The organism is Novosphingobium hassiacum, assembly GCF_014196055.1.
Lineage (GTDB): Bacteria > Pseudomonadota > Alphaproteobacteria > Sphingomonadales > Sphingomonadaceae > Novosphingobium > Novosphingobium hassiacum.
Genome location: NZ_JACICY010000005.1, coordinates 30,944 through 50,751, shown reverse-complemented (window position 1 = coordinate 50,751; position 19,808 = coordinate 30,944). Strand labels below are relative to the sequence as shown.

The following is a 19,808-nucleotide window of genomic DNA, read 5'->3' as shown; positions in this document are numbered from 1 at the left end:
GTGGTTATCCCTTGCTGTGCGCGTCAGGATCGCGGCCCTCGGACCGCTCCTGCTTGATGACGAGATCGACGAAGCTGGTCAGTTCGTCGATGGTTGCGGTGATGTCGGCCTTCTGCCGGCGCAAGTTCTCGATCCGCTCGCGACACTTGGCGATCGTGACGCGGCGTTGCTCGGCGCGTCCGTCGTCAATATCGTACAAGTCGATCATGTCGCGGATTTCGCCAAGGCTGAACCCGACGTTCTTGGCGCGCATGATCCACGCGAGCCGCGCGCGGTCGCGGCGCGAATAGATGCGCGACAGTCCCACGCGGGTCGGCGCGATCAGCCCCTCATCCTCGTAGAACCTTAACGCGCGCGCGGTGACGCCGAACTCGCCCGAAAGATCCGAGATGGTGAACTGCTCGCGGCGCAGCGCATCGGGTTGATCGAGATGGCCGGTATGGTCGCGAGTCGACTGGGCAGCTTGCTGTGACATGCAGACACGCTACCTACCCTTTACGTAAGCGTCAATCGTCTATGCGCTTGAGCGTTCCATCGGATGAAAGCGCCCGGTAAAAGCAGCTCGTCGCCAGCGTATGGCACGCAGGCCCTGCCGGTTCCACGCGCAGCTCCAGCGCGTCCTGATCGCAATCGACCCGGATCTCGACGATCTTGAGCACATGGCCCGAACTCTCGCCCTTCATCCACAGCCGCTTGCGCGAGCGCGAATGAAAATGCGCAAAGCCGGACTCACGCGTCTTTGCGATCGCCTCGGCATCCATGTGCGCCAGCATCAGCAGCGCCCCGGTACGGTGATCGACGGCAACCGCAGTAATCAATCCATTCGCATCGAACTTGGGGAGAAATTCGGTGCCCTGCTCGCGGCGGGCGACATCTTCGACGCTGGACAAGTGGGTTCACCCTGGTTGCCACCACAGCATGTGGCGGTTTGTTGCAAGATAACCACAACAGCGCGCAAAATCCATGAAACAAGCACTACGGCCTTCCGCAAAAGCAATGAATCAACGATTAGGACTTTGCGGTTTGAGGGAATCGCAAACTGAACAGCCGCGCAGGGTGACCATCGGGACATTGAGGGAATAAGGCGGGACGGTCAGGGGGCCGTCGGTATCGCGGAATACGCGAACCCCGCAGACATTCGTCACGAGGACGCCCGGTGCCCATGGCTCCGGGCGTTTCCGTTGTCAGGTGGGATTGCGCACAGTCTCCAGCGCCTCGTCCATCACCCTTGCGAAGCACGCGATCCGCACCTGCGCTGCGCCAGCCTTGCGAAGCGCAACCATACAGGCATCGGTGGTCGCGCCGCTGGTCATCACATCGTCCACCAGCAGCACGTTGGCCTTCGCAAACAGCGCGGCCCGACCCCGGTGCGGTGCAATGGCACCCGCCAGCGCCCGAGCCCGCGCGAGACGGCCCAACCCGCCCAGCGGCGGCGTCGCCTTGTGGCGAACCAGCCCATCAACGATTAGCCGCTGCCCCGTCGCCCGCGCCAGTTCGCCCGCCAGCAGTGCCGACTGGTTGTATCCGCGCGTCATCAATCGCCAACGGTGCAGTGGCACCGGCACCACCAGCCACTCACCCTCGAGCACCGGCAGCCGAGGCACCATCATCCGCGCCATCATCGGCGCCAGCCCGATCTTGCGGCCATGCTTGAATTTCAGCACCAGCGCCCGCGACACATCGTTATACAGCGTTGCTGCCGCAATCCCTGCATGGCGCGGCGGCTGCGCCATGCAGGGCGCGCAGATCAGCTCCGCGCCCTCGCCGAACCCCTCGCCCATCGGCCGCTGACACAGGCTGCAGCATGTCCCCGACGGTACCGCCAGCTTGCCCCAGCATGCGATGCACAAGCCCCCATGTTCCGCAATCGGCGCACCGCACAACGGACAGCGCGGCGGGAACACGAAGTCGATAACCGGGGGCAGGATGTCGAACCGAGCCATCCCCCAGGTTGTTCGCCCCACGCCCGCACTTGGCAAGAGCCGCCCGGAGCGCCATTGGCGGAAAATGGCCAGTGCACCCCCGACTATTTTCGCTCCACATCGGCGCAATGCCCTCCGCCGCCGCGCGGCGCGCTTGCAGCGACTGCCCGACGCGGCAAGCTACATTGCGCAGGACATGGCCGAGGACGTCGCCGACCGCCTCTCGTTCCTGCGCCACGCCCCCAAACGCGCGCTAGTGATCGGCGATCCGACCGGCGCCGTCGCCGTCGCCCAAGGCCTCATCGCGGGCGGAGCCACGGTCGACCACCGCGATCCCGCCGACGCCTTTGACGAGGAAGCGCCGATCGAAGGCCTGCCCTTCGATTTCATCGCCAGCCTGGGCACGCTCGACACCGTCAACGACCTTCCCGGCGCGCTGGTCCACTTGCGCCGTGCGCTCTCCGATGGCGGGCTGATGCTCGCCAGCTTCATGGCCGCAGGCTCGCTGCCAATGCTCCGCGCGATCATGCAGGAAGCCGACGCCGACCGACCCGCGCCGCGCATCCACCCGCAAGTCGATGTGCGCGCGGGCGGCCAGTTGCTCCAGCGCAGTGGCTTTGCCGACCCGGTCGTCGACAGCCACCACCTCGACGTCCGCTTCAGTTCGCTCGACCGTCTGATCGCAGACTTGCGCGCTCAGGGCTTGGGCAACTGCCTCGCCCGCACCGGCCCGCCGCTGAACAAAGCCGCCCTAGCCCGCGCGCACGCCGCCTTCACCGCCCGCGCCGACGCCGACGGCAAAGTCACCGAACGCTTCGAAATCCTCACGCTAAGCGGCTGGGCCAAGCCGCTGCGCCCCCCGAAGTTCTAGCAACCACAATACGCCGCTCCCCCGCGAAGGCGGGGGCCTCAGGCCTTTACGCAATACGCCCGAGATTCCCGCTTGCCTGCGCGGGGAATCAGCGACATTTTGGCGGTAAGCTAACCCGCGCCCCCGCGAAGGCGGGGGCCTCAGGCCTCGGCGTGCTACCCCAATGACGCCTGCGCCGCTGCCAAACGTGCAATCGGCACGCGATAGGGACTGGCCGAAACGTAATCCAACCCAGTCTTCTCGCAGAACGCAATTGACGCCGGATCGCCGCCATGCTCGCCGCAGATGCCCAGCTTCAGGCCCGGACGTGTCTTACGCCCGCGCTCTGCCGCCATCTCCACAAGTTGCCCGACGCCCTCGATATCGAGGCTGACGAACGGGTCGCGTGGATAGATGCCCTGCTCCACATAAGGGTTGAGGAACCGCGCCGCATCGTCCCTCGAAACGCCCAGAGTTGTCTGCGTCAAGTCATTGGTACCGAACGAGAAGAACGTCGCCTCCTCGGCGATCTCGCCCGCCATCAGCGCCGCACGCGGCAGCTCGATCATCGTGCCGACAAGATACTCCAGCGTCCGACCCTTCTCGGCAAACACCTCGAGCGCCACGCGGTCGACCAGCGCGCGCAGGATTTCCAGCTCCTTCCGCGTCGCCACCAGCGGGATCATCACTTCGGGGATCGGCGCATCGCCCGATTTGTCGGCAACATCGCATGCCGCCTCGAAGATCGCGCGTGCCTGCATCTCGTAGATTTCGGGGAAGGTGATCCCCAACCGGCACCCGCGATGGCCCAGCATCGGGTTGAATTCGTGCAATTCGCCCGCGCGCCGCTTGAGATGCTCGACGCCCAGACCAGTCACTTCGGCCAGATCGGCAAACTCCGCATCACCATGCGGCAGGAACTCATGCAACGGCGGGTCGAGCAGGCGAATGGTGACCGGCAGGCCCGCCATCACCTCGAAGATCGACTGGAAGTCGCTGCGCTGTTCGGGCAGCAGCTTGGCCAGCGCCGTGCGGCGTCCGGCCTCGTCGTCGGCAAGGATCATCTGGCGCACCGCGCTGATCCGGCCTGCATCGAAGAACATGTGCTCGGTCCGGCACAGCCCCACGCCCTCCGCCCCGAACTGACGCGCGACCTGACAGTCGAGCGGTGTTTCGGCGTTCGCGCGCACCTTCATCCGGCGGTGCTTGTCCGCCCAGACCATCAGCGTGCCGAAATCGCCGACCAGCTCGGGCTCGACCGTGTCGACCTTGCCCGCCATCACTTCGCCGTTCGAACCGTCGAGGGTGATCACGTCGCCCTCGCGGATTTCGCGGTCACCCATCCGCGCGACCTTGGCCTTCATGTCGATCGACAGGCCCGAAGCGCCCGAGACGCAAGGACGGCCCATGCCACGCGCGACTACCGCCGCGTGGGACGTCATGCCGCCACGCGCGGTCAGGATGCCCTTGGCCGCGTGCATGCCATGAATATCCTCAGGCGATGTTTCCACGCGCACCAGGATCACCGCATCGCCGCGTTCGGCCAGCATCTGCGCGGTATCGGCGTCGAACACCACCGCGCCCGAAGCCGCACCCGGAGACGCGGGCAAGCCCTTGGTCAGCACATCGCGCTTGGCCTTGGGGTCGAGCGTCGGGTGCAGCAACTGGTCCAACGCCATCGGATCGATCCGGCGGATCGCGGTCGCCTCGTCGATCAGGCCCTCAGCCACCATGTCCACTGCCATCTTGAGCGCGGCCTTGGCGGTGCGCTTGCCCGAACGGGTCTGCAGCATCCACAGCTTGCCCTGCTCGACCGTGAACTCGATGTCCTGCATGTCGGCATAGTGCTTTTCGAGCAGTTCGAACACGTGCGCCAGCTCGCCATAGGCACCGGGCATCGATTCTTCCATCGACAGCGGCTTTGCCCCTGCCCGCTCACGCGCGGCCAGCGTCAGGTACTGCGGCGTGCGGATGCCCGCGACCACGTCCTCACCCTGCGCATTGACCAGCCACTCGCCGTAATAGGCCTTCTCGCCCGTCGCCGGATCGCGCGTGAACGCAACGCCGGTGGCCGAGGTATCGCCCATGTTGCCGAAGACCATCGCCTGCACGTTGACCGCGGTGCCCCAGTCGGCAGGAATGTCGTTCAACCGGCGATAGACCTTGGCACGGTCCGATTCCCATGAATCGAACACAGCGCCGATCGCGCCCCACAGCTGTTCGTGCACGTCCTGCGGGAATGGGCGACCAAGCTGCTCCTGAACGATCGCCTTGTATTCACCGACCAGCGCCTGCCAATGTTCAGCACCAAGCTCAACATCGCTGAAGAAGCCGTTGTCTTCCTTGACGATTTCCAGCGCATCTTCGAACCGGTGATGGTCCAGCCCCAGCACCACGTCCGAATACATCTGCACGAACCGGCGATAGCTGTCCCAAGCAAAGCGCGGATCGCCCGAGCCTGCCGCCAGCCCTTCGACCGTCTGGTCGTTGAGCCCAAGGTTGAGCACGGTGTCCATCATCCCGGGCATCGAAACCCGCGCGCCCGAACGCACCGAAACCAGCAGCGGATTGACCGCATCGCCGAACACGCGGCCCGTCGCCGCTTCCACGTGCGCGACGCCAGCGGCAACGCTCGCGCGCAAGGCGTCGTCGAACGTCTTGGCGTTGGCATTGTAATACGTGCACACTTCGGTCGAGATGGTGAAGCCCGGAGGAACCGGCAGACCGATCCCCGCCATCTCGGCAAGGTTCGAGCCCTTGCCGCCCGCGATCGTCTTGTCCTTCGCCCGAGGATCGGAAGACACGGCACCGCCGCCAAAGTGGAATACGTATGCGCTCATGCTCGAACGAAGCTCCCTGACTTTGTAATTTTGCGTGGGTCAGACCCGGATTCGAGCCGCCCTTTAGCCTTCGATGCGCGAAAAGTCCGCAACTTTGTGCACCGCAGCACGGAATCGGTCAAGCAAAGCAAGTCGGCTCGCACGCTTGTTCGCATCTGCATCATTCACCGTAACGGATTCGAAGAAGGCGTCGATAGGAGCGCGCAAGGTCGCGAGGGCTGCCATCGCGGCAGTGAAGTCCTCGGCCTCGACCGCGCGCTCGGCCTGCGGTTCTGCCGCCTTCAACGCGTCGATCAAGGCCTGCTCGGCAGGCTCACGATCATAGTTCTTGTCCGGCCGCGCGAACGCACCGGCGACACCCCGGAATTCAGGATCATCCACCAGCACCAGCGGATCTTCCTCACCCGTCGGAGGCACCACACCCTCGCCCTGCGATCCCGCATTGGCCGACCAGCTCTCCTTCTTGAGGATATTCGCCGCACGCTTGTACCCCGCGAGCAGGTTGGTCCCGTCCTCGGTGGTGACGAAAGCCTGCAGCGCATGAACGCGCGCGAGCAGCCGAACGAGATCGTCCTCACCCCCGAGTGCGAACACGGCGTCTATGAGATCGTGCCGGACACCAGCTTCGCGCTGCTGGACTTTGAGGCGGTCGGCGAAGAAAACCAAGAGAGATGAGAGCGCCGCTTCCGGATTCGAGGTCCTGAATAGCGCAACTGACCTTACACTAAAGTCATACGCGTGTGGCGTTTCATCATCGTCTGTGTTGCCCTCAAATTCTTCTGCGCCCATTACAACCTCCATAGCGTTTGGAGATTGCCTGACTGCGGCGAAGACCTCGTTAGGCCACCACACCTGTTTGTAAAAACTGGCGGACACCATGTCATGTCGATCGACGTGACCCTGAAGCATTCGTTCACCAGCGGGAGACAGGATTAAGAAGTAATAGTATCGGCGGAAAGCCACCTCATAGTATGACTCAATTGCCGTTTCAAATACGGCCCTCAACGCAACTCTCAAGCCATTTGCCTGAATTAACGACACAACACCGAGTGCTGCACGTCGCAAGGCAAAAGGATCGCGCGATCCGCTTGGCGGTTGGTTGATAAGGAAAAATCCGACAAGCGTATCCAGCTTATCCGCCAGCGCCACAGCCACCGTCACCGGCGCAGTCGGCACATCATCGCCCTGTCCGACCGGCTTGTAGTGATCGCGGATCGCGTCAGCCACGGCATCCGGCAGGCCTTCGGCCCGCGCATAATACCCGCCCATAAGGCCTTGAAGTTCAGGGAATTCCCCGACCATCTCGGTCACCAGATCCGCCTTGCACAACCGCGCGGCGAGTTCGGCCTGATCGGCTAACTTCTCCCTCTCCCCTTCAGGGGAGAGGGCCGGGGTGTGGGGCTGACTGGGCGCAGCGCTTGCCGCCCCCACACCCAACCCTCTCCCCTGAAGGGGAGAGGGCTTTATGATCCCCTCCTCAACCAGCCACCGCGCCAGCTTGGCTACGCGCTCGACCTTGTCGGCAACCGAACCCAGCTTCTCGTGGAACGTGATCCGCGCCAGCTTCTCGGCATGAACCGACAGCGGCTTCTTCTTGTCCTGCTCCCAGAAAAACCGCGCATCCGAAAGCCGCGCCGCCAGAACCTTGCGGTTGCCATCGACAATCGCCGCGCCCCCATCAGTCGCCTCGATATTGGCCGTACACACGAACGCATTCGCCAATTCCCCCCTCCCGCTTGCGGGAGGGGTCGGGGGTGGGCTTGCTGGGTCAGAGGCCGATAACAGGCCCTCCCCTAAGCGGGAGGGGTATTCGCACACGAAATACTTCTGGTTCACCCGCGCGGTCAGCTGGATCACCTCGGGCGGCACATCCAGAAACGCCTCATCGAAGCGGCCCAGCAATGGCGCAGGCCATTCGGTCAGACCGGCGTTCTCGATCACCAGCCCCTCGTCCTCGACCAGCACCAGCCCGGCGTCTGCCGCCGCCGCCTTGGCCTTCTCACGGATCATCGCCTCACGCTCGGCATGGTCCACGATCACGTGGCACGCGCGTAGCTTCTCGGCATAATCGTGCGCGCCGCCGATGGTGATTTCACCCGGGCAATGGAAACGGTGTCCGCGCGTGGCATAGCCAGAGGCGACGCCGCCGATCTCGCACGCGACCAGATCCTCGCCCAGAATCGCGACGATGCCCGAAAGCGGCCGCACCCAGCGCAAACTCTCGGTAGAAATAGAGTCCGCGCCCCAACGCTGGCTCTTGGGCCAGGGGAACGCGCGGATGATCGCCGGGATCGCCTCGGCCAAAACGTCGCGCGTCTCGCGACCCGGCTTTTCGGTCACCGCAAACCACACGCCATCGCGCTCGGTCAACTGATCCTTCGAAAGCCCGGTCTTGCGCAGGAAGCCCTCAAGCGCCTGCTCGGGGGCAGAAGTCCGAGGCCCCTTGGTCTCCTCGGACACAGCCTCTGTCGCCAGCGGCAAGTCCCGCGCGATCAGCGCCAACCGCCGCGGCGTCGAGAACACCGTCACCGCGCCCGCCTTCAGGCCCGCAGCGGCCAGTTCCTTGACGAACAGCTTCTCCAGATCGGCCCGCGCGCCAGCCTGCATCCGCGCCGGGATTTCCTCGCAGCGAAGCTCCAGCAGAAAATCGCTCACTTGCTCCACTCCGGATATTTCGCAGCCCAGGCGTCGGCATTTCGCGCCATATACGCCTCGCAACTCCCCCGCGCGAGATCGCGCACCCGGCCCATGTAGCTGGCGCGCTCCTGCACAGAAATCACGCCGCGTGCCTGCAGCAGGTTGAACAGATGGCTCGCCTCGATTGCCTGCTCATAGGCGGCAATCGGCACGTCGGCCTCAAGCGAGCGTTGGCACTCGGCCTCGGCGCGACGGAAACCTTCGAACAGGCTGTCGGTATCGGCCACCTCGAAGTTCCACTTCGACATCTGCTTCTCGTTTTCGAGAAACACATCGCCGTAAGTCACGCCGTGATTGTTGAACGCCAGATCATAGACGTTGTCGACGCCCTGAATATACATCGCCAGACGTTCGAGCCCGTACGTCAGCTCGCCCGCCACAGGCTTGCAATCGAAGCCGCCCATCTGCTGGAAGTAGGTGAACTGGGTCACTTCCATCCCGTCGCACCACACTTCCCAGCCAAGGCCCCACGCGCCCAGCGTCGGCGATTCCCAGTCGTCCTCGACGAAGCGGATGTCATGCACCAGCGGATCGACACCGATCATGCCCAGCGACTGCAGGTACAGCTCCTGCAGGTTCTCCGGGCTAGGCTTCAGGATCACCTGATACTGGTAATAGTGCTGCAGCCGATTGGGGTTCTCGCCATAGCGCCCGTCTGTCGGACGGCGGCACGGCTGGACGAACGCCGCATTCCACGGCTCTGGCCCCAGCGCCCGCAGTGTCGTCGCGGTGTGGAACGTGCCTGCCCCCATGCGCATGTCATAAGGCTGGAGGATCAGGCAGCCCTGCTCTCCCCAGAATGCGTGAAGGCGCAGGATCATGTCCTGCAGGGAAAGCGGCTTGAGTTTTGTATCGGCCATGATCGCGCGGCTTTGGCCGATAGACCGCGCCAAATCAACCTTTACGCTGTGGAGCCGCGCTTCTGCTCAAGCCACATTGCATTCCGAAAACGGTTCGTTCATCCCGGCCGCGTTAAGGACTTGCCGATGACCCTCCGATCGACTTTTGCCGCCGCGATCCTGCTCGCTACCGTCGCTCTGACCGGCGTGGCCCACGCGCAAATAGCGCCAGCCCCCGCTCCTGCGCGCCAGATGAAGCCCGCGCTGTGGAAAGTCTCGGATGCAGACACCACGATCTATCTGTTCGGCACGATCCACGCGCTGCCCAAGAACCTCAAATGGCTGGACGGCCCGGTCGAGGCAGCACTGGCAGGATCGGACGAACTGGTCACCGAAATCGCCGACGCAAGCGCTACACAACAGCAGCAAGCCATTGCCACGCTCGGACTTCTCCAAGGCGAAACGCTGCGCTCGCTGATGAGCGACGACAACCGCGCGGCCTATGAGGCCCTGCTCACCCGGCTCAAAATTCCCCCCGAAGCCTTCGACCGCTTCGAACCATGGCTTGCCGGGCTTACGATCGGCATGACGCCCTACGCGATGGCGGGCTATGGCAAGGACGACGGGGCGGAAAGCGTTTTACGCAAGGCTTCGCTGACCAAGGGTGCGCGGCAAGGTGCGCTCGAAACGCTCGATTACCAACTCGGCCTGTTCGACAGTCTTCCACGCGACGCGCAGCTCGAATTTCTCGACATGGCGGTCCGCGATTTCGACAAGTCGTTCAAGCTGATCGACACGATGACGCAGCTCTGGGGGGCGGGTGATTCCGACGGCCTGGCCAAGCTGCTCAATGACGAGATGGACGATCCAGAACTCGCCGATACGCTGCTCTACAACCGCAATCGCACATGGGCGGGCTGGATCCGCAAGCGGCTCGACCAGCCCGGTCGGGTCTTCATCGCGGTCGGTGCGGGCCATCTGGCAGGCATCAAGAGCGTGCAGGACATGCTCGCCAGACAAGGCGTGACGGCGGTCCGCATCCAGTGAAGCTGCTCCTGCGCCTCCTGCTCGCGGCATCGCTCGGCTTCCTCGTCACCTGCATGGGCAAGAACGAGGCGCCCAAGCCCGAAGCCCGCGTCGCGCTGTGGCAGATCATGGACAAAGGCGGCACGGTTCGCGGCTGGATGTTCGGCACCGTCCACGCGCTGCCCCCGGGCACGCAATGGCAGCGGCCCGCAATCACCGACGCTCTTGCCAAATCCGACCGCCTCGTCCTCGAAATCGCCGAACCGCTCGACCAGACGGTTGCAGGTGAGGCACTTGCAAGGCTCGCCGGAACCGCCGGCCTGCCGCCCCCCTCTCAACGGCTCCCCGCCGCCTATCGCGAGAAACTGGCCGCAGTGTACCGCAAGCTGGGCCTGACCGACGCCGATTTTCAGGATACCGAAAGCTGGGCCGTCGCCCTGCAACTGGCGGCCATTGCCGGGCAAAAAGCCGGGGCTGACCCACGCAGCGGCGTCGAACCCCGCTTGCGCGAACTCGCTGGAACCAAGCCCATTGCAGGCTTCGAGACAATCGACAGCCAGTTCGGCATCTTCGACGCTCTCCCCGAACGCGAACAGCAGGTCCTCCTCAAGGAAGTCACCGCCGAAGCCGCGACCGATACCGACGAGGAAGCCGACATGGTCGCGCTCTGGCTGCGCGGCGACGACCTGGGCATCGCCGCCGAAGCGAGCAGCGGCTTCCTCGCCGACTCCGGCCTCCACGAAGCCCTCCTCACCCAACGCAATCGCGCTTGGGCCGACCAGTTGGACTCAATGCTGAAGTCAGGAGCCAGGCCATTTGTGGCAGTGGGTGCGGCGCATCTTGCCGGTTCCGACAGCCTGCAACGCCTGATGCTGGCGCGTGGGTGGGCGATCAAGCGGGTGCCGTGAGGGCACGAATTCTTTTCACCAGATTTGATAGCGTCGTTGAGCAGGAAATCACCACGATTTTGTGGAATGTATATTTTTTGCAAATTTCATTATTGAAAATATAGAAAACTCCTGTATCCACCTCGCGACGGCATGGCGCTGAGCGCCTAGCAGCAGGAGTAACTGGTATGGGGCGGATCAATCCCGAAGTGGCCTATCGTCCGTCCTCGACGGGCTTTAACGTGGCTGCAATATGTGACTGCCTGTACGCAATCAAAGGGTACGTAGCCACAAAAGAAGCGCAGCAGCTGGCGGAAGTATTGCTGAACCCGGTACCTCCAACGACGTCAATTTCCGCCGGGTGTTCTGACTGGCGGAGACGAACTGGAGTCAAAACAAGCAAGCCGCCCGTTCGTGAGCAAAATGGCATAACAATGCCTCGACCCGGAAAATGCTTGGACGTCTGGTTGGCGGCTGATGAACTGCGCCGCGAGATGGGCAATAATTACAAGGCGATTAGCTCGCGCATCCAATTAGAGTCCGTGCAACGCGGTTTCAACGTGGGCAACGTTCGTACAGAAATGTCCCGGTGGAAACGCTTTCATAGTCTAGCATAGTCACGGTGGTGTGAATGAGCTTCCCCATTGCATTTCGCGCCAAACTCGCTAAGGGCCGCCGCTTCCCTGTCATGGTCATCCCTGGAGGCGTGACGGAGGAAGTGTGTAACACATGCATGTAAGGTACTGACATATGAGCGAAACGCTTAACCTGTCGGCCGAGACGCGCGATCGGGCTGGCAAGGGAGCCTCCCGTGCACTGCGTCGCGAAGGCCGCACTCCCGCCGTGATCTACGGCGGCAACGAAGAACCCATCGCGATCCATCTTGAGGAAAAGGCCCTCGCCAAGGTGCTCGGCACCGGCCACTTCTTCAACTCGATCGTCGAGCTCACCGTGGGCGGCAAGACCGTCCGCACCCTGCCCAAGGACGTCGCTTTCCACCCGGTCAGCGATCGCCCGCTTCACGCCGATTTCCTGCGCGTCACCAAGGGTGACGTCGTCCACGTGAACGTGCCCGTCGTGTTCATCAACGAAGAGAAGTCGCCCGGCCTCAAGAAGGGCGGCGTGCTTAACGTCGTTCGTCACGAGCTGGAACTGATCTGCGCACCGGACGCGATCCCCGAAGACGTGACCGTCGACGTGTCGGGCTTCGAAGTGGGCGATTCGATCCACTTCAGCGTGGTCACCCTGGCCAAGGGCGTGACCCCTGCGATCACCGACCGCGACTTTACCATTGCGACGATCGTGGCTCCTTCGGCGCTCAAGAGCGGCGAAGCCGAGGCCGAAGCCGAAGCCGGCGAAGCCTGATCCAAATCCCGCCGCCTGCTCACGCGGGTGGCAGCAACAAGAGCACCCCTTCCGCACCAAGCGGGAGGGGTTCTTTTTTTGTCGCACGCGATCTGCCATTGGCACAGCAACACTTTATCAGGAGCCCGTGATGCAACTCTGGGTTGGCCTGGGCAATCCCGGCCCGCAATACGCGCTGCACCGCCACAACGTCGGCTTCATGGCGCTCGACACCATTGCCGAGGTCCACAACTTCGGCCCTGTGCAGAAGAAGTTCCAGGGCTGGCTGCAGGAAGGGCGCATCGGTCCTGAAAAGGTCCTGCTGCTCAAGCCCGCCACCTTCATGAACGAGAGCGGCCGCGCCGTGGGCGATGCCATGCGCTTCTACAAGCTCGGAATGGAGGACCTCACCGTGTTCCACGACGAACTCGATCTGGCCCCGTTCAAGGTCAAGGTGAAGCAGGGCGGCGGCACGGCAGGTCACAACGGCTTGCGTTCGATCGACCAGCACTTGGGCGCAGAGTTCCGCCGCGTCCGCCTTGGCATTGGCCACCCCGGCCACAAGGACCGCGTGACCGGTTACGTCTTGGGCAACTTCGCCAAGGCCGAACAGGATGACCTGATCGAAATGCTCGGCGCCATCGCTGCGGAGGCCGATTGGCTGGCACGCGGAGATGGCGTGCGATTCATGAACGACATCGCCGTTCGCCAGCAGCCTTGATAAAACGCACAACGATCAACATTAAAATTGTCGGAATGCTTTACGAACAAATGTTCGTTAATCATATGAAGTGGCGGTAATCCGCCATTGGCACAGGTTTTGCTCTGTATCGCGTCAACCATTTGCATACAGGGGACCACGTATGAAAACGCCGAAATTCTTGGCTGGTATGACAGCTTGTGCCGCCCTCGCCTTCGCTTCGCCTGCATGGGCTGAACCCATCACGCTGGGATCGGGCGACATCGGCTCCAGCTTTTCGCTGAACTATAACGGCTTTTCTGACGGCACCACGATCGACGGTTTGACCGGGTCGAGCACGTTCACCCTGACGGGCGTGTCGGGCAACAATTATTCCTTCGATTACAGCGTTTCGAACACCAGCTCTGCGCCGGTTACCGGTTCGCGCATCTCGAGCTTCGCGTTCAACACCGACCCGAACATCACCGCTGCCAGCAGCACGGGCGCGTTTGCCTACACCACGCTGTCGTCGAACTATCCCAACGGGATCGGAACCGTCGACGTCTGCTTCAAGGATGCATCGACCGGAAGCTGCGCCGGCGGCGGCAGCGGCGGACTGGACCTTGGCCAGACCGGCACGGGTTCGTTCACCCTCAGCTTCGCATCGCCCGTCAGCGCGTTGACCTTGAGCGATTTCTACGTTCGCTACCAGTCGATCGCCGGCGTACCGGGCATCAGTTCGGCTAGCGGGTCGGGTACGATGACCTCGACCGGCGGCGGCTCCACCGGTGGCACGCCTGTGCCGGAACCCGGCATGCTCGGCCTGTTGGGCGCCGGCCTGCTCGGCTTGGCGATGGCACGTCGTCGCAGCGCACCAATTCGCGAGCTCGCCGCCTGATTAGCCATTGGAACGGGGGGGCGCCTGCGCCCCCTCGGCGGCCTTGAGGTGCCCGGCAATCGCCTGGTTGTCGGGCGCTTTTTTTGCGGCGTCGCGCAACAGCGTCAAACCGCGTGGACGGTCCTGTCCGCTTTGAACGAGCAACCATCCCAGCGTGTCCATGACCGATGGATTGCCGGGAGCCTCGCGCAGCGCGCGCGTGGCGTAATCCACTGCCGCCGCGGTGTTCCCGACCTTGCCTTGCGCGAATGCCATGTTGTTAAGCACCAGCGGATTGCGCCCGTCCGTCACCGCAATGATCCGCTCATAGCCCGCGATGGCCGCGCCCCAGTTGCTTGATCGCATGGCGGTGTCGGCCTGCGCCAGCGTGGCGGCCAGCGCCTGGGGCGTGGGATACTTCGCTTTCTCGGCCAGTCGCGCAGCCTCAGGATCGCCCGCCAATTCCGCCGCTCGGGCCAGCAGGCGCAGATCGTCGGGATCGGCGGTGAGCACGCTCGCGAAGGGTCGCAGGGTTGCCAACGCACCCGCCGCATCTTTTGCTGCCAGTTGCGCCTTGCCCAGTTCGCGGCGAAGCACGGCGCTTTGCGGGTTTCGCGTCAGCATCGGCTGCAGCCGCGCACGTGCCTGTTCGGGTTGACCCAGTGCGACAAGAGACTGTGCATAAAGGACGCTGGCTTCGTCGTTTCCATCCAGAGACTTTTCGTTGGCCTGGAGGATGCTGCGCGCGGTCACCCAATCCTTGCGCGCAACTGCCGACCGCGCCTGCAGGTAGGCAACCTGCCCGCCCCCCCGCACGTCGCCAAGGCTCGCAAGAACCGCGTCCATGTCCTTGGTTCGGCCCAGTTCACCCAATACCGCCGCCTTGCCCGACAGCGCGGCGAGGTTGCCGGGATAGGACTTCGCTGCTGAATCGTAGGCCGCCAGCGCTTCTGCCAATCGCCCTTCGGCAGTCGCCACCGCACCATCGGCAAGGATCGCATCTATCGAGCCTTTGTCCGCCCGCTTTGCGCGATCGACGAGGTCGCGTGCTTGCCGGACATTGCCCGCCATCAAAGAGAAACGCGCATAGTCAGCCAGAAGCCGCGCGTCCGCCCCTCCCGCAACTCCGGCCGCGAACGCCTGCGCCGCACCTTCACGGTCGTCCTTTGCCAACAGCGCCAATGCCCGTATCCGCAGCGCACCCGGTGAGCGATCACTCCCCAAGCTTGCCAGCGCTTCATCGGGCAGGTCACGCAATAACGCGGCTTCTGCGGCCAAAGGGCCATAGTCATCAGGACGCCGCTGTTCTGGCAACTTTTCGAGCGACGCCGCAGCCGCCACCCCATCGCCCATGGCCAAGGCATTGCGCGCGTGAAGTTCCAGCAGGGCCGGATCACCGGGCTTCTCGGATAGCGCGGCAGCGAGATCCACCTGGGCGGCACGATATTCGTGGCGATCGAATGCCTGCTGTGCACGGTCTGCGCGCTCTTCGGGGCTATCGCTGCATCCCGCGAGGGCAAGCATCGTCGCCACATGCCAAAGCTTCTTCATCGCGATGCTCTCCGATCCATTGCGGACCAAACTGCCGGGAAGGTTTGAATCTTCGGTGAACTTTCTCCTGACCTGCCGCCAAAGACCGTCAAATGCAGCCGCCTGCGCCGAAGTCAGCAACACGAGGGACATCGAAAATCGTCGGGTCGATTTACAGTTCCGGTCAGCCAATGGACCTATTAACCAGTTAAGCTGCTGAATATTCTCGTTTGGCATCACCCTTGCTTATTCGGTGGCAGTTATGTCTTAACCAAATGGGGGTTCCATGAAGATTCGCACTCTCGCCATCGCGGCAACCGTAGCTCTCGGTGCAGCGGCAGCCACGCCGGCACAGGCCGGCTGGTTCACGCACAAGCACTACTGCAACTGCGGCCACAGCGGTGGCTCGACCATGTGCGGAGGCACCACCTCGGGCGGCACGACCACCTCGGGCGGCACCACCACGTCGGGTGGCACGACGACCACGTCGGGCGGTACCACCACCACTGGTGGCACGACGACTTCGGGCGGCACCACCACTTCAACGGGCGGCACTGCGGTTCCCGAACCCGGCATGCTCGGCATGATGGCGATGGGTCTGGTCGGCGTCGGCTATGCCCGCTCGCGCAAGCGCAAGCCGCGCGCCTGAACGGCCTTGCCGGTACTCAGGCTCCGCCGGGGTCGGAGTACCGCGCCAGACTGCGTTTGAACTGCGCGTTGCCAGGGTCTGCCTGACTTGCCTGCCGAAGCAGGGATAGCGCCATCGCGCGATCCCTGCCCGCGGCGGCGCGGACATAGCCTGCCATATAGACGGTATCAGGGTCCTCGGGCCGCAGCGTGCGCGCCCGGTCGGCGGCGGCAATGGCCTCGTCGGTGCGCCCGGCGTGGCTCAATGCCAGCGCCAGGCGCTTGAGCACTTCGGCGTCCTCGCCCATCTGCGCCAGTTGCGCATAGGCTGCGACGGCCGAATTCCAGTCTTCCTTGTCGAACGCGGCCTGCCCCTTGCGGGAAAGGTCCTGCGCGGCACTTTGCTTTGCGGATGCCAGCCGCTCGCGTAGCGTCGCGGCATCCGCGCTATCGATCGCACGCGCAGCCTTCTCGGCAAGTTCAAGCTCGCGCGGGCCTGCCAGGACGCTGTCCGAGAGCGGCCGCACGGTGGCGTAGGCCGCCGCTGCATCGCCCGTCGCCAGCTGCGCCTGCGCCAGCATCAGCCGCGAATAGGGGTTGTTCGGCGATCGGGTCAGCGCGCGCTGGAACATCGCGCGGGCCTGCTCGGGATGTCCCAACTGCAGCATCGCCTCGGCATAGGACAGCGCATTGGCGGATGTCGGCTCAAGCTTGGCTTCATCCTTTGACAGGATCGTGCGGACTTTTTCCCACTCGCCCTTCATGCTCGCGAACTGGACCTTGAGGTCGATCACCCGCGGGTCGTCGGGCGCAATCGCAGCCGCGCGAGCGGTCATCGCCACCGCCTCGTCAAGCTTGCCCTGCATGTCATAGACCGTCGCTCGCGCGATCCACGGGTCGGGCACGCGCGGATAGCGCTTGGCAGCGCGCTCCAGCACCGTGTGCGCATCGGCCATCCGGCCCCGTCGAGACGCGATGTCCGCGCTCAGCATCAGTGCATCGAAGCCGTCCGGCTGGATGCGGGCAAGCGCGGCAACCTGCTGGTCCGCGCCATCGAGATCCCGCGCATCGATCAGGAAGCGCGCATAGTCGCGCAGCAGCAAGGCATCGCCCCCCGCCGCAGCACCACGCCGCAGCGCGTCGAGCGCGCCATTGGAATCGCCAAGCGCGGACTTTGCCGCAGCTCTTATGCGCCACGCGCCCGGCGTGTTGTCGTTGCCCAGTAGCGCGAGCGCATCTTCAGGACGGCCACGCAGCAACGTCGCTTCTGCCTTGATCCGCGCAAGTTCGGGACCGCCGCGACCTAGCTGTTCGAGCCGCCGCGCGGTCGCATCGGCACCGTCGCCATCGCCCAGACGCAACTGCACCCCGGCCAGCAACGTCAGCAGTTCGGCGTCGTCGCCCTTTTCGTCGAGCGCCGCTGCCAGATCGACGCGGGCTGCGCCGAGTTCCATGGCGGCAATCTCGGCACGCGCGCGCTCGACGCGGTCAACAGAACCCTCACCGCACGCAGCAAGGCACAGTGCAAGTGACACGACGGGGAGCAGCATCGTCCTTTTCATGATGATACCTTGCCGCAAAGCCCTGAAGCATTCGTAAAATCACCCCTTTGAAAGTCGCTCGCGGCCAAATCGGCCGTGAAGGTTTCCAAAACCTCGAACCATCGCTAAGGGCGCGAGCGAACAAGGAGTTTGGTAATGGGTTTTCGTTGCGGGATCGTCGGGCTTCCCAATGTCGGCAAGTCGACATTGTTCAATGCGCTGACCGAAACGCAGGCGGCGCAGGCCGCGAACTATCCGTTCTGCACGATCGAGCCCAACGTCGGCAACGTCGGCGTGCCCGACCCGCGCCTCGATGAACTGGCGCGCATCGCCGGCAGCCAGAAGATCATCCCGACCCAGTTGGGCTTCGTCGATATCGCCGGCCTCGTGCGCGGCGCATCCAAGGGCGAAGGCCTCGGCAACCAGTTCCTCGGCAACATCCGCGAGGTCGACGCGATCGTCCACGTGCTGCGCTGCTTCGAGAACGTCGACATCCAGCACGTCGACAACCGGATCGATCCAATTTCCGATGCCGAAACGGTTGAGACCGAGTTGATGCTGTCGGATCTCGAAAGCCTCGAAAAACGGGTGCCCGCCGCGATCAAGAAATCGGCGCAGGGCGATAAGGAATCGAAGATCATCGCTTCGGTGCTGGGTCAGGCGCTCGAACTGCTGCGCGAAGGCAAGCCCGCCCGCCTGACCGTGCCCAAGGACGAGGATGAGGCCCGCGTGTTTGCGCAGGCGCAACTCCTTACGGCCAAGCCGGTGCTCTACGTTTGCAACGTAGAGGAAGAAAGCGCTTCCACCGGCAACGCGTTTTCAGCGCGTGTATTCGAAAAGGCCAAGGCCGAAGGTGCGAACGCGGTCGTGGTGTCAGCCGCGATCGAAGCGGAAATCGTGACGATGCCGCTGGAAGACCGCGCCGAGTTTCTGACCGAACTGGGCCTGACCGAAGCCGGGCTCGCGCGGATCATCCGCTCGGGCTACGAATTGCTGCATCTGCTCACGTTCTTCACCGTCGGCCCCAAGGAAGCCCGCGCCTGGACGGTTCATCAGGGCGCGAAGGCTCCCGAGGCAGCGGGCGAGATCCACTCCGACATGCAACGCGGCTTCATCCGCGCCGAAACCATCGCCTATGACGATTTCGTCACCCTGGGTGGTGAAAGCGCCGCGCGCGATGCGGGCAAACTGCGCCAGGAGGGCAAGGAATACGTGCTCAAGGACGGCGACGTACTCCACTTCAAGTTCAACGTCTGATTACAATACGATAAGTTGAAGGGCACCATTGTGCTCCCGACACGTTCAGAGGCCGTCCACAAGCGGGAGCCTCGAACGGGTCATGGTCGACAAATCGGAACAGCTTACACTCCTTGCCAGAATAGGCTTTGCCGCACGCGGCGCAGTCTACGTCCTGCTCGGCTATCTCGCGCTCACCACAGCGGCACGCGAAACCGTCGATGATGGCGCGGGCGATGCCTTCGCGTGGATCGCTGACATCCCGGGTGGCGCGCTTGTCCTCTACCTCGCCGCAGCAGGCCTCGTCGGATACGCGCTCTACCGCTTGTCCGGGGCTCTCTTCGATATCGAGCGCAAGGGCACAGACCCCAAGGGCATCGGCCACCGCATCGGCTATTTCGTCAGTGCCATTGTCCATACCGCCATGGCCTGGACCGCCACCAAGGTTGCCAGCGGCGCTCGGAAATCCGGCGATGACCAATCGTCGGAAATGGCGCAAAGCGTGCTCGGCTTCCCCTTGGGCGAGACCGTTCTCGGTATCGCCGGGATCGCCCTGCTGATCGCAGGAGCATTTCAGGCGCGCAACGCGATCACCGCCAGCTTCATGAAGCACGTTTCGCACACCGCCCCTGCCGCAACCTGCTGGATCGGACGCGCCGGACATGCCGCCCGCGGAGTCGTGTTCGCGCTGATCGGCTGGTCCTTGCTCCGTTCGGCGTGGTTGGAGCGCAGCAGCGAAGTGCGCTCGCTCGGCGGCGCCATCAACGATCTGCGTGACATGGGGCCAGCATTCTCGCTGGTCGCGGCGGGCCTGCTCCTGTTCGGCGTGTTCAGCCTGATCCTGTCACGCTACCGCATCATCCCCGATCCGCTACCGGCGCGTGCAGGACTGTTCGGCAAAGCGCTGAGCTGA

General features: G+C 63.7%; 18 protein-coding genes. 10 read left to right on the top strand and 8 right to left on the bottom strand.

Going from position 1 to position 19,808, the window contains the following annotated elements; all coding sequences use genetic code 11:
• Window positions 1-4: 4 nt before the first annotated feature.
• The 3 genes from GGQ88_RS11285 to GGQ88_RS11275 all read right to left on the bottom strand — a co-directional run bounded on the left by GGQ88_RS11285 (window position 5) and on the right by GGQ88_RS11275 (window position 1,943).
• Entirely contained in the window at window positions 5-475 is a 471-nt protein-coding gene (locus GGQ88_RS11285; protein WP_183613296.1) for a MerR family transcriptional regulator, read from the bottom strand.
• Between the two features lie 31 nt (window positions 476-506).
• Window positions 507-890 (bottom strand): phosphoribosyl-AMP cyclohydrolase, encoded by a 384-nt coding sequence (hisI, locus tag GGQ88_RS11280; protein ID WP_183613295.1) that lies wholly within the window; start codon window positions 888-890, stop codon window positions 507-509.
• Between the two features lie 294 nt (window positions 891-1,184).
• The gene (locus GGQ88_RS11275; RefSeq protein ID WP_183613293.1) at window positions 1,185-1,943 is read right to left on the bottom strand and encodes a double zinc ribbon domain-containing protein; all 759 of its coding nucleotides are present in this window, start codon (window positions 1,941-1,943) and stop codon (window positions 1,185-1,187) included.
• 64 nt (window positions 1,944-2,007) lie between these two features.
• On the opposite strand from GGQ88_RS11275, the gene GGQ88_RS11270 reads away from it, so the two are divergent.
• On the top strand, window positions 2,008-2,793 hold the full coding sequence (locus tag GGQ88_RS11270; protein WP_183613290.1) for a methyltransferase domain-containing protein: 786 nt from the start codon (window positions 2,008-2,010) through the stop codon (window positions 2,791-2,793).
• Window positions 2,794-2,948: 155 nt separating this feature from the next.
• Here GGQ88_RS11270 and ppdK read toward each other — a convergent pair whose 3' ends face one another.
• The 3 genes from ppdK to GGQ88_RS11255 all read right to left on the bottom strand — a co-directional run bounded on the left by ppdK (window position 2,949) and on the right by GGQ88_RS11255 (window position 9,169).
• A complete protein-coding gene (gene ppdK / locus GGQ88_RS11265; protein ID WP_183613288.1) occupies window positions 2,949-5,612 on the bottom strand; it encodes a pyruvate, phosphate dikinase in 2,664 nt (887 codons plus the stop codon).
• 63 nt (window positions 5,613-5,675) lie between these two features.
• Window positions 5,676-8,267 carry a glycine--tRNA ligase subunit beta gene (gene glyS / locus GGQ88_RS11260; protein WP_183613286.1) on the bottom strand — a complete coding sequence of 864 codons (2,592 nt, stop codon included), beginning with the start codon at window positions 8,265-8,267 and terminating at the stop codon, window positions 5,676-5,678.
• Complete coding sequence (locus GGQ88_RS11255) at window positions 8,264-9,169, bottom strand: glycine--tRNA ligase subunit alpha (protein WP_183613284.1); 906 nt, start codon at window positions 9,167-9,169, stop codon at window positions 8,264-8,266. Before GGQ88_RS11255 ends, glyS begins: the two co-directional genes overlap by 4 nt.
• 126 nt (window positions 9,170-9,295) lie before the next feature.
• Here GGQ88_RS11255 and GGQ88_RS11250 point away from each other — a divergent pair, with 126 nt between their 5' ends.
• The 6 genes from GGQ88_RS11250 to GGQ88_RS11225 all read left to right on the top strand — a co-directional run bounded on the left by GGQ88_RS11250 (window position 9,296) and on the right by GGQ88_RS11225 (window position 13,982).
• Window positions 9,296-10,195 carry a TraB/GumN family protein gene (locus GGQ88_RS11250; RefSeq protein WP_183613282.1) on the top strand — a complete coding sequence of 300 codons (900 nt, stop codon included), beginning with the start codon at window positions 9,296-9,298 and terminating at the stop codon, window positions 10,193-10,195.
• Window positions 10,192-11,082 (top strand): TraB/GumN family protein, encoded by an 891-nt coding sequence (locus tag GGQ88_RS11245; RefSeq protein ID WP_343057180.1) that lies wholly within the window; start codon window positions 10,192-10,194, stop codon window positions 11,080-11,082. Before GGQ88_RS11250 ends, GGQ88_RS11245 begins: the two co-directional genes overlap by 4 nt.
• A 167-nt stretch (window positions 11,083-11,249) precedes the next feature.
• On the top strand, window positions 11,250-11,678 hold the full coding sequence (locus tag GGQ88_RS11240) for a hypothetical protein (RefSeq protein WP_183613280.1): 429 nt from the start codon (window positions 11,250-11,252) through the stop codon (window positions 11,676-11,678).
• A gap of 133 nt (window positions 11,679-11,811) precedes the next feature.
• The gene (locus GGQ88_RS11235) at window positions 11,812-12,426 is read left to right on the top strand and encodes a 50S ribosomal protein L25/general stress protein Ctc (RefSeq protein WP_183613278.1); all 615 of its coding nucleotides are present in this window, start codon (window positions 11,812-11,814) and stop codon (window positions 12,424-12,426) included.
• Between the two features lie 130 nt (window positions 12,427-12,556).
• The gene (pth, locus tag GGQ88_RS11230) at window positions 12,557-13,126 is read left to right on the top strand and encodes an aminoacyl-tRNA hydrolase (protein ID WP_183613277.1); all 570 of its coding nucleotides are present in this window, start codon (window positions 12,557-12,559) and stop codon (window positions 13,124-13,126) included.
• Between the two features lie 169 nt (window positions 13,127-13,295).
• On the top strand, window positions 13,296-13,982 hold the full coding sequence (locus tag GGQ88_RS11225; protein WP_246385903.1) for a cistern family PEP-CTERM protein: 687 nt from the start codon (window positions 13,296-13,298) through the stop codon (window positions 13,980-13,982).
• Here GGQ88_RS11225 and GGQ88_RS11220 read toward each other — a convergent pair whose 3' ends face one another.
• Window positions 13,983-15,512, bottom strand: a complete 1,530-nt coding sequence (locus tag GGQ88_RS11220) for a tetratricopeptide repeat protein (protein ID WP_183613273.1) — start codon at window positions 15,510-15,512, stop codon at window positions 13,983-13,985. It abuts the gene before it with no gap.
• Window positions 15,513-15,777: 265 nt separating this feature from the next.
• Between GGQ88_RS11220 and GGQ88_RS11215 the strand changes: the two genes are divergently transcribed.
• Window positions 15,778-16,140: a PEP-CTERM sorting domain-containing protein gene (locus GGQ88_RS11215; protein ID WP_183613271.1), complete on the top strand. Its 363-nt coding sequence runs from the start codon at window positions 15,778-15,780 to the stop codon at window positions 16,138-16,140.
• A 16-nt stretch (window positions 16,141-16,156) separates the two neighbouring features.
• Here the strand turns inward: GGQ88_RS11215 and GGQ88_RS11210 are convergent, their stop codons facing one another.
• Window positions 16,157-17,680 (bottom strand): tetratricopeptide repeat protein, encoded by a 1,524-nt coding sequence (locus GGQ88_RS11210; RefSeq protein WP_183613269.1) that lies wholly within the window; start codon window positions 17,678-17,680, stop codon window positions 16,157-16,159.
• Window positions 17,681-17,815: 135 nt separating this feature from the next.
• Between GGQ88_RS11210 and ychF the strand changes: the two genes are divergently transcribed.
• Together ychF and GGQ88_RS11200 are read left to right on the top strand one after the other, a co-directional pair.
• The gene (ychF, locus tag GGQ88_RS11205) at window positions 17,816-18,916 is read left to right on the top strand and encodes a redox-regulated ATPase YchF (RefSeq protein WP_183613267.1); all 1,101 of its coding nucleotides are present in this window, start codon (window positions 17,816-17,818) and stop codon (window positions 18,914-18,916) included.
• An 82-nt stretch (window positions 18,917-18,998) separates the two neighbouring features.
• Entirely contained in the window at window positions 18,999-19,808 is an 810-nt protein-coding gene (locus tag GGQ88_RS11200; RefSeq protein WP_183613266.1) for a DUF1206 domain-containing protein, read from the top strand.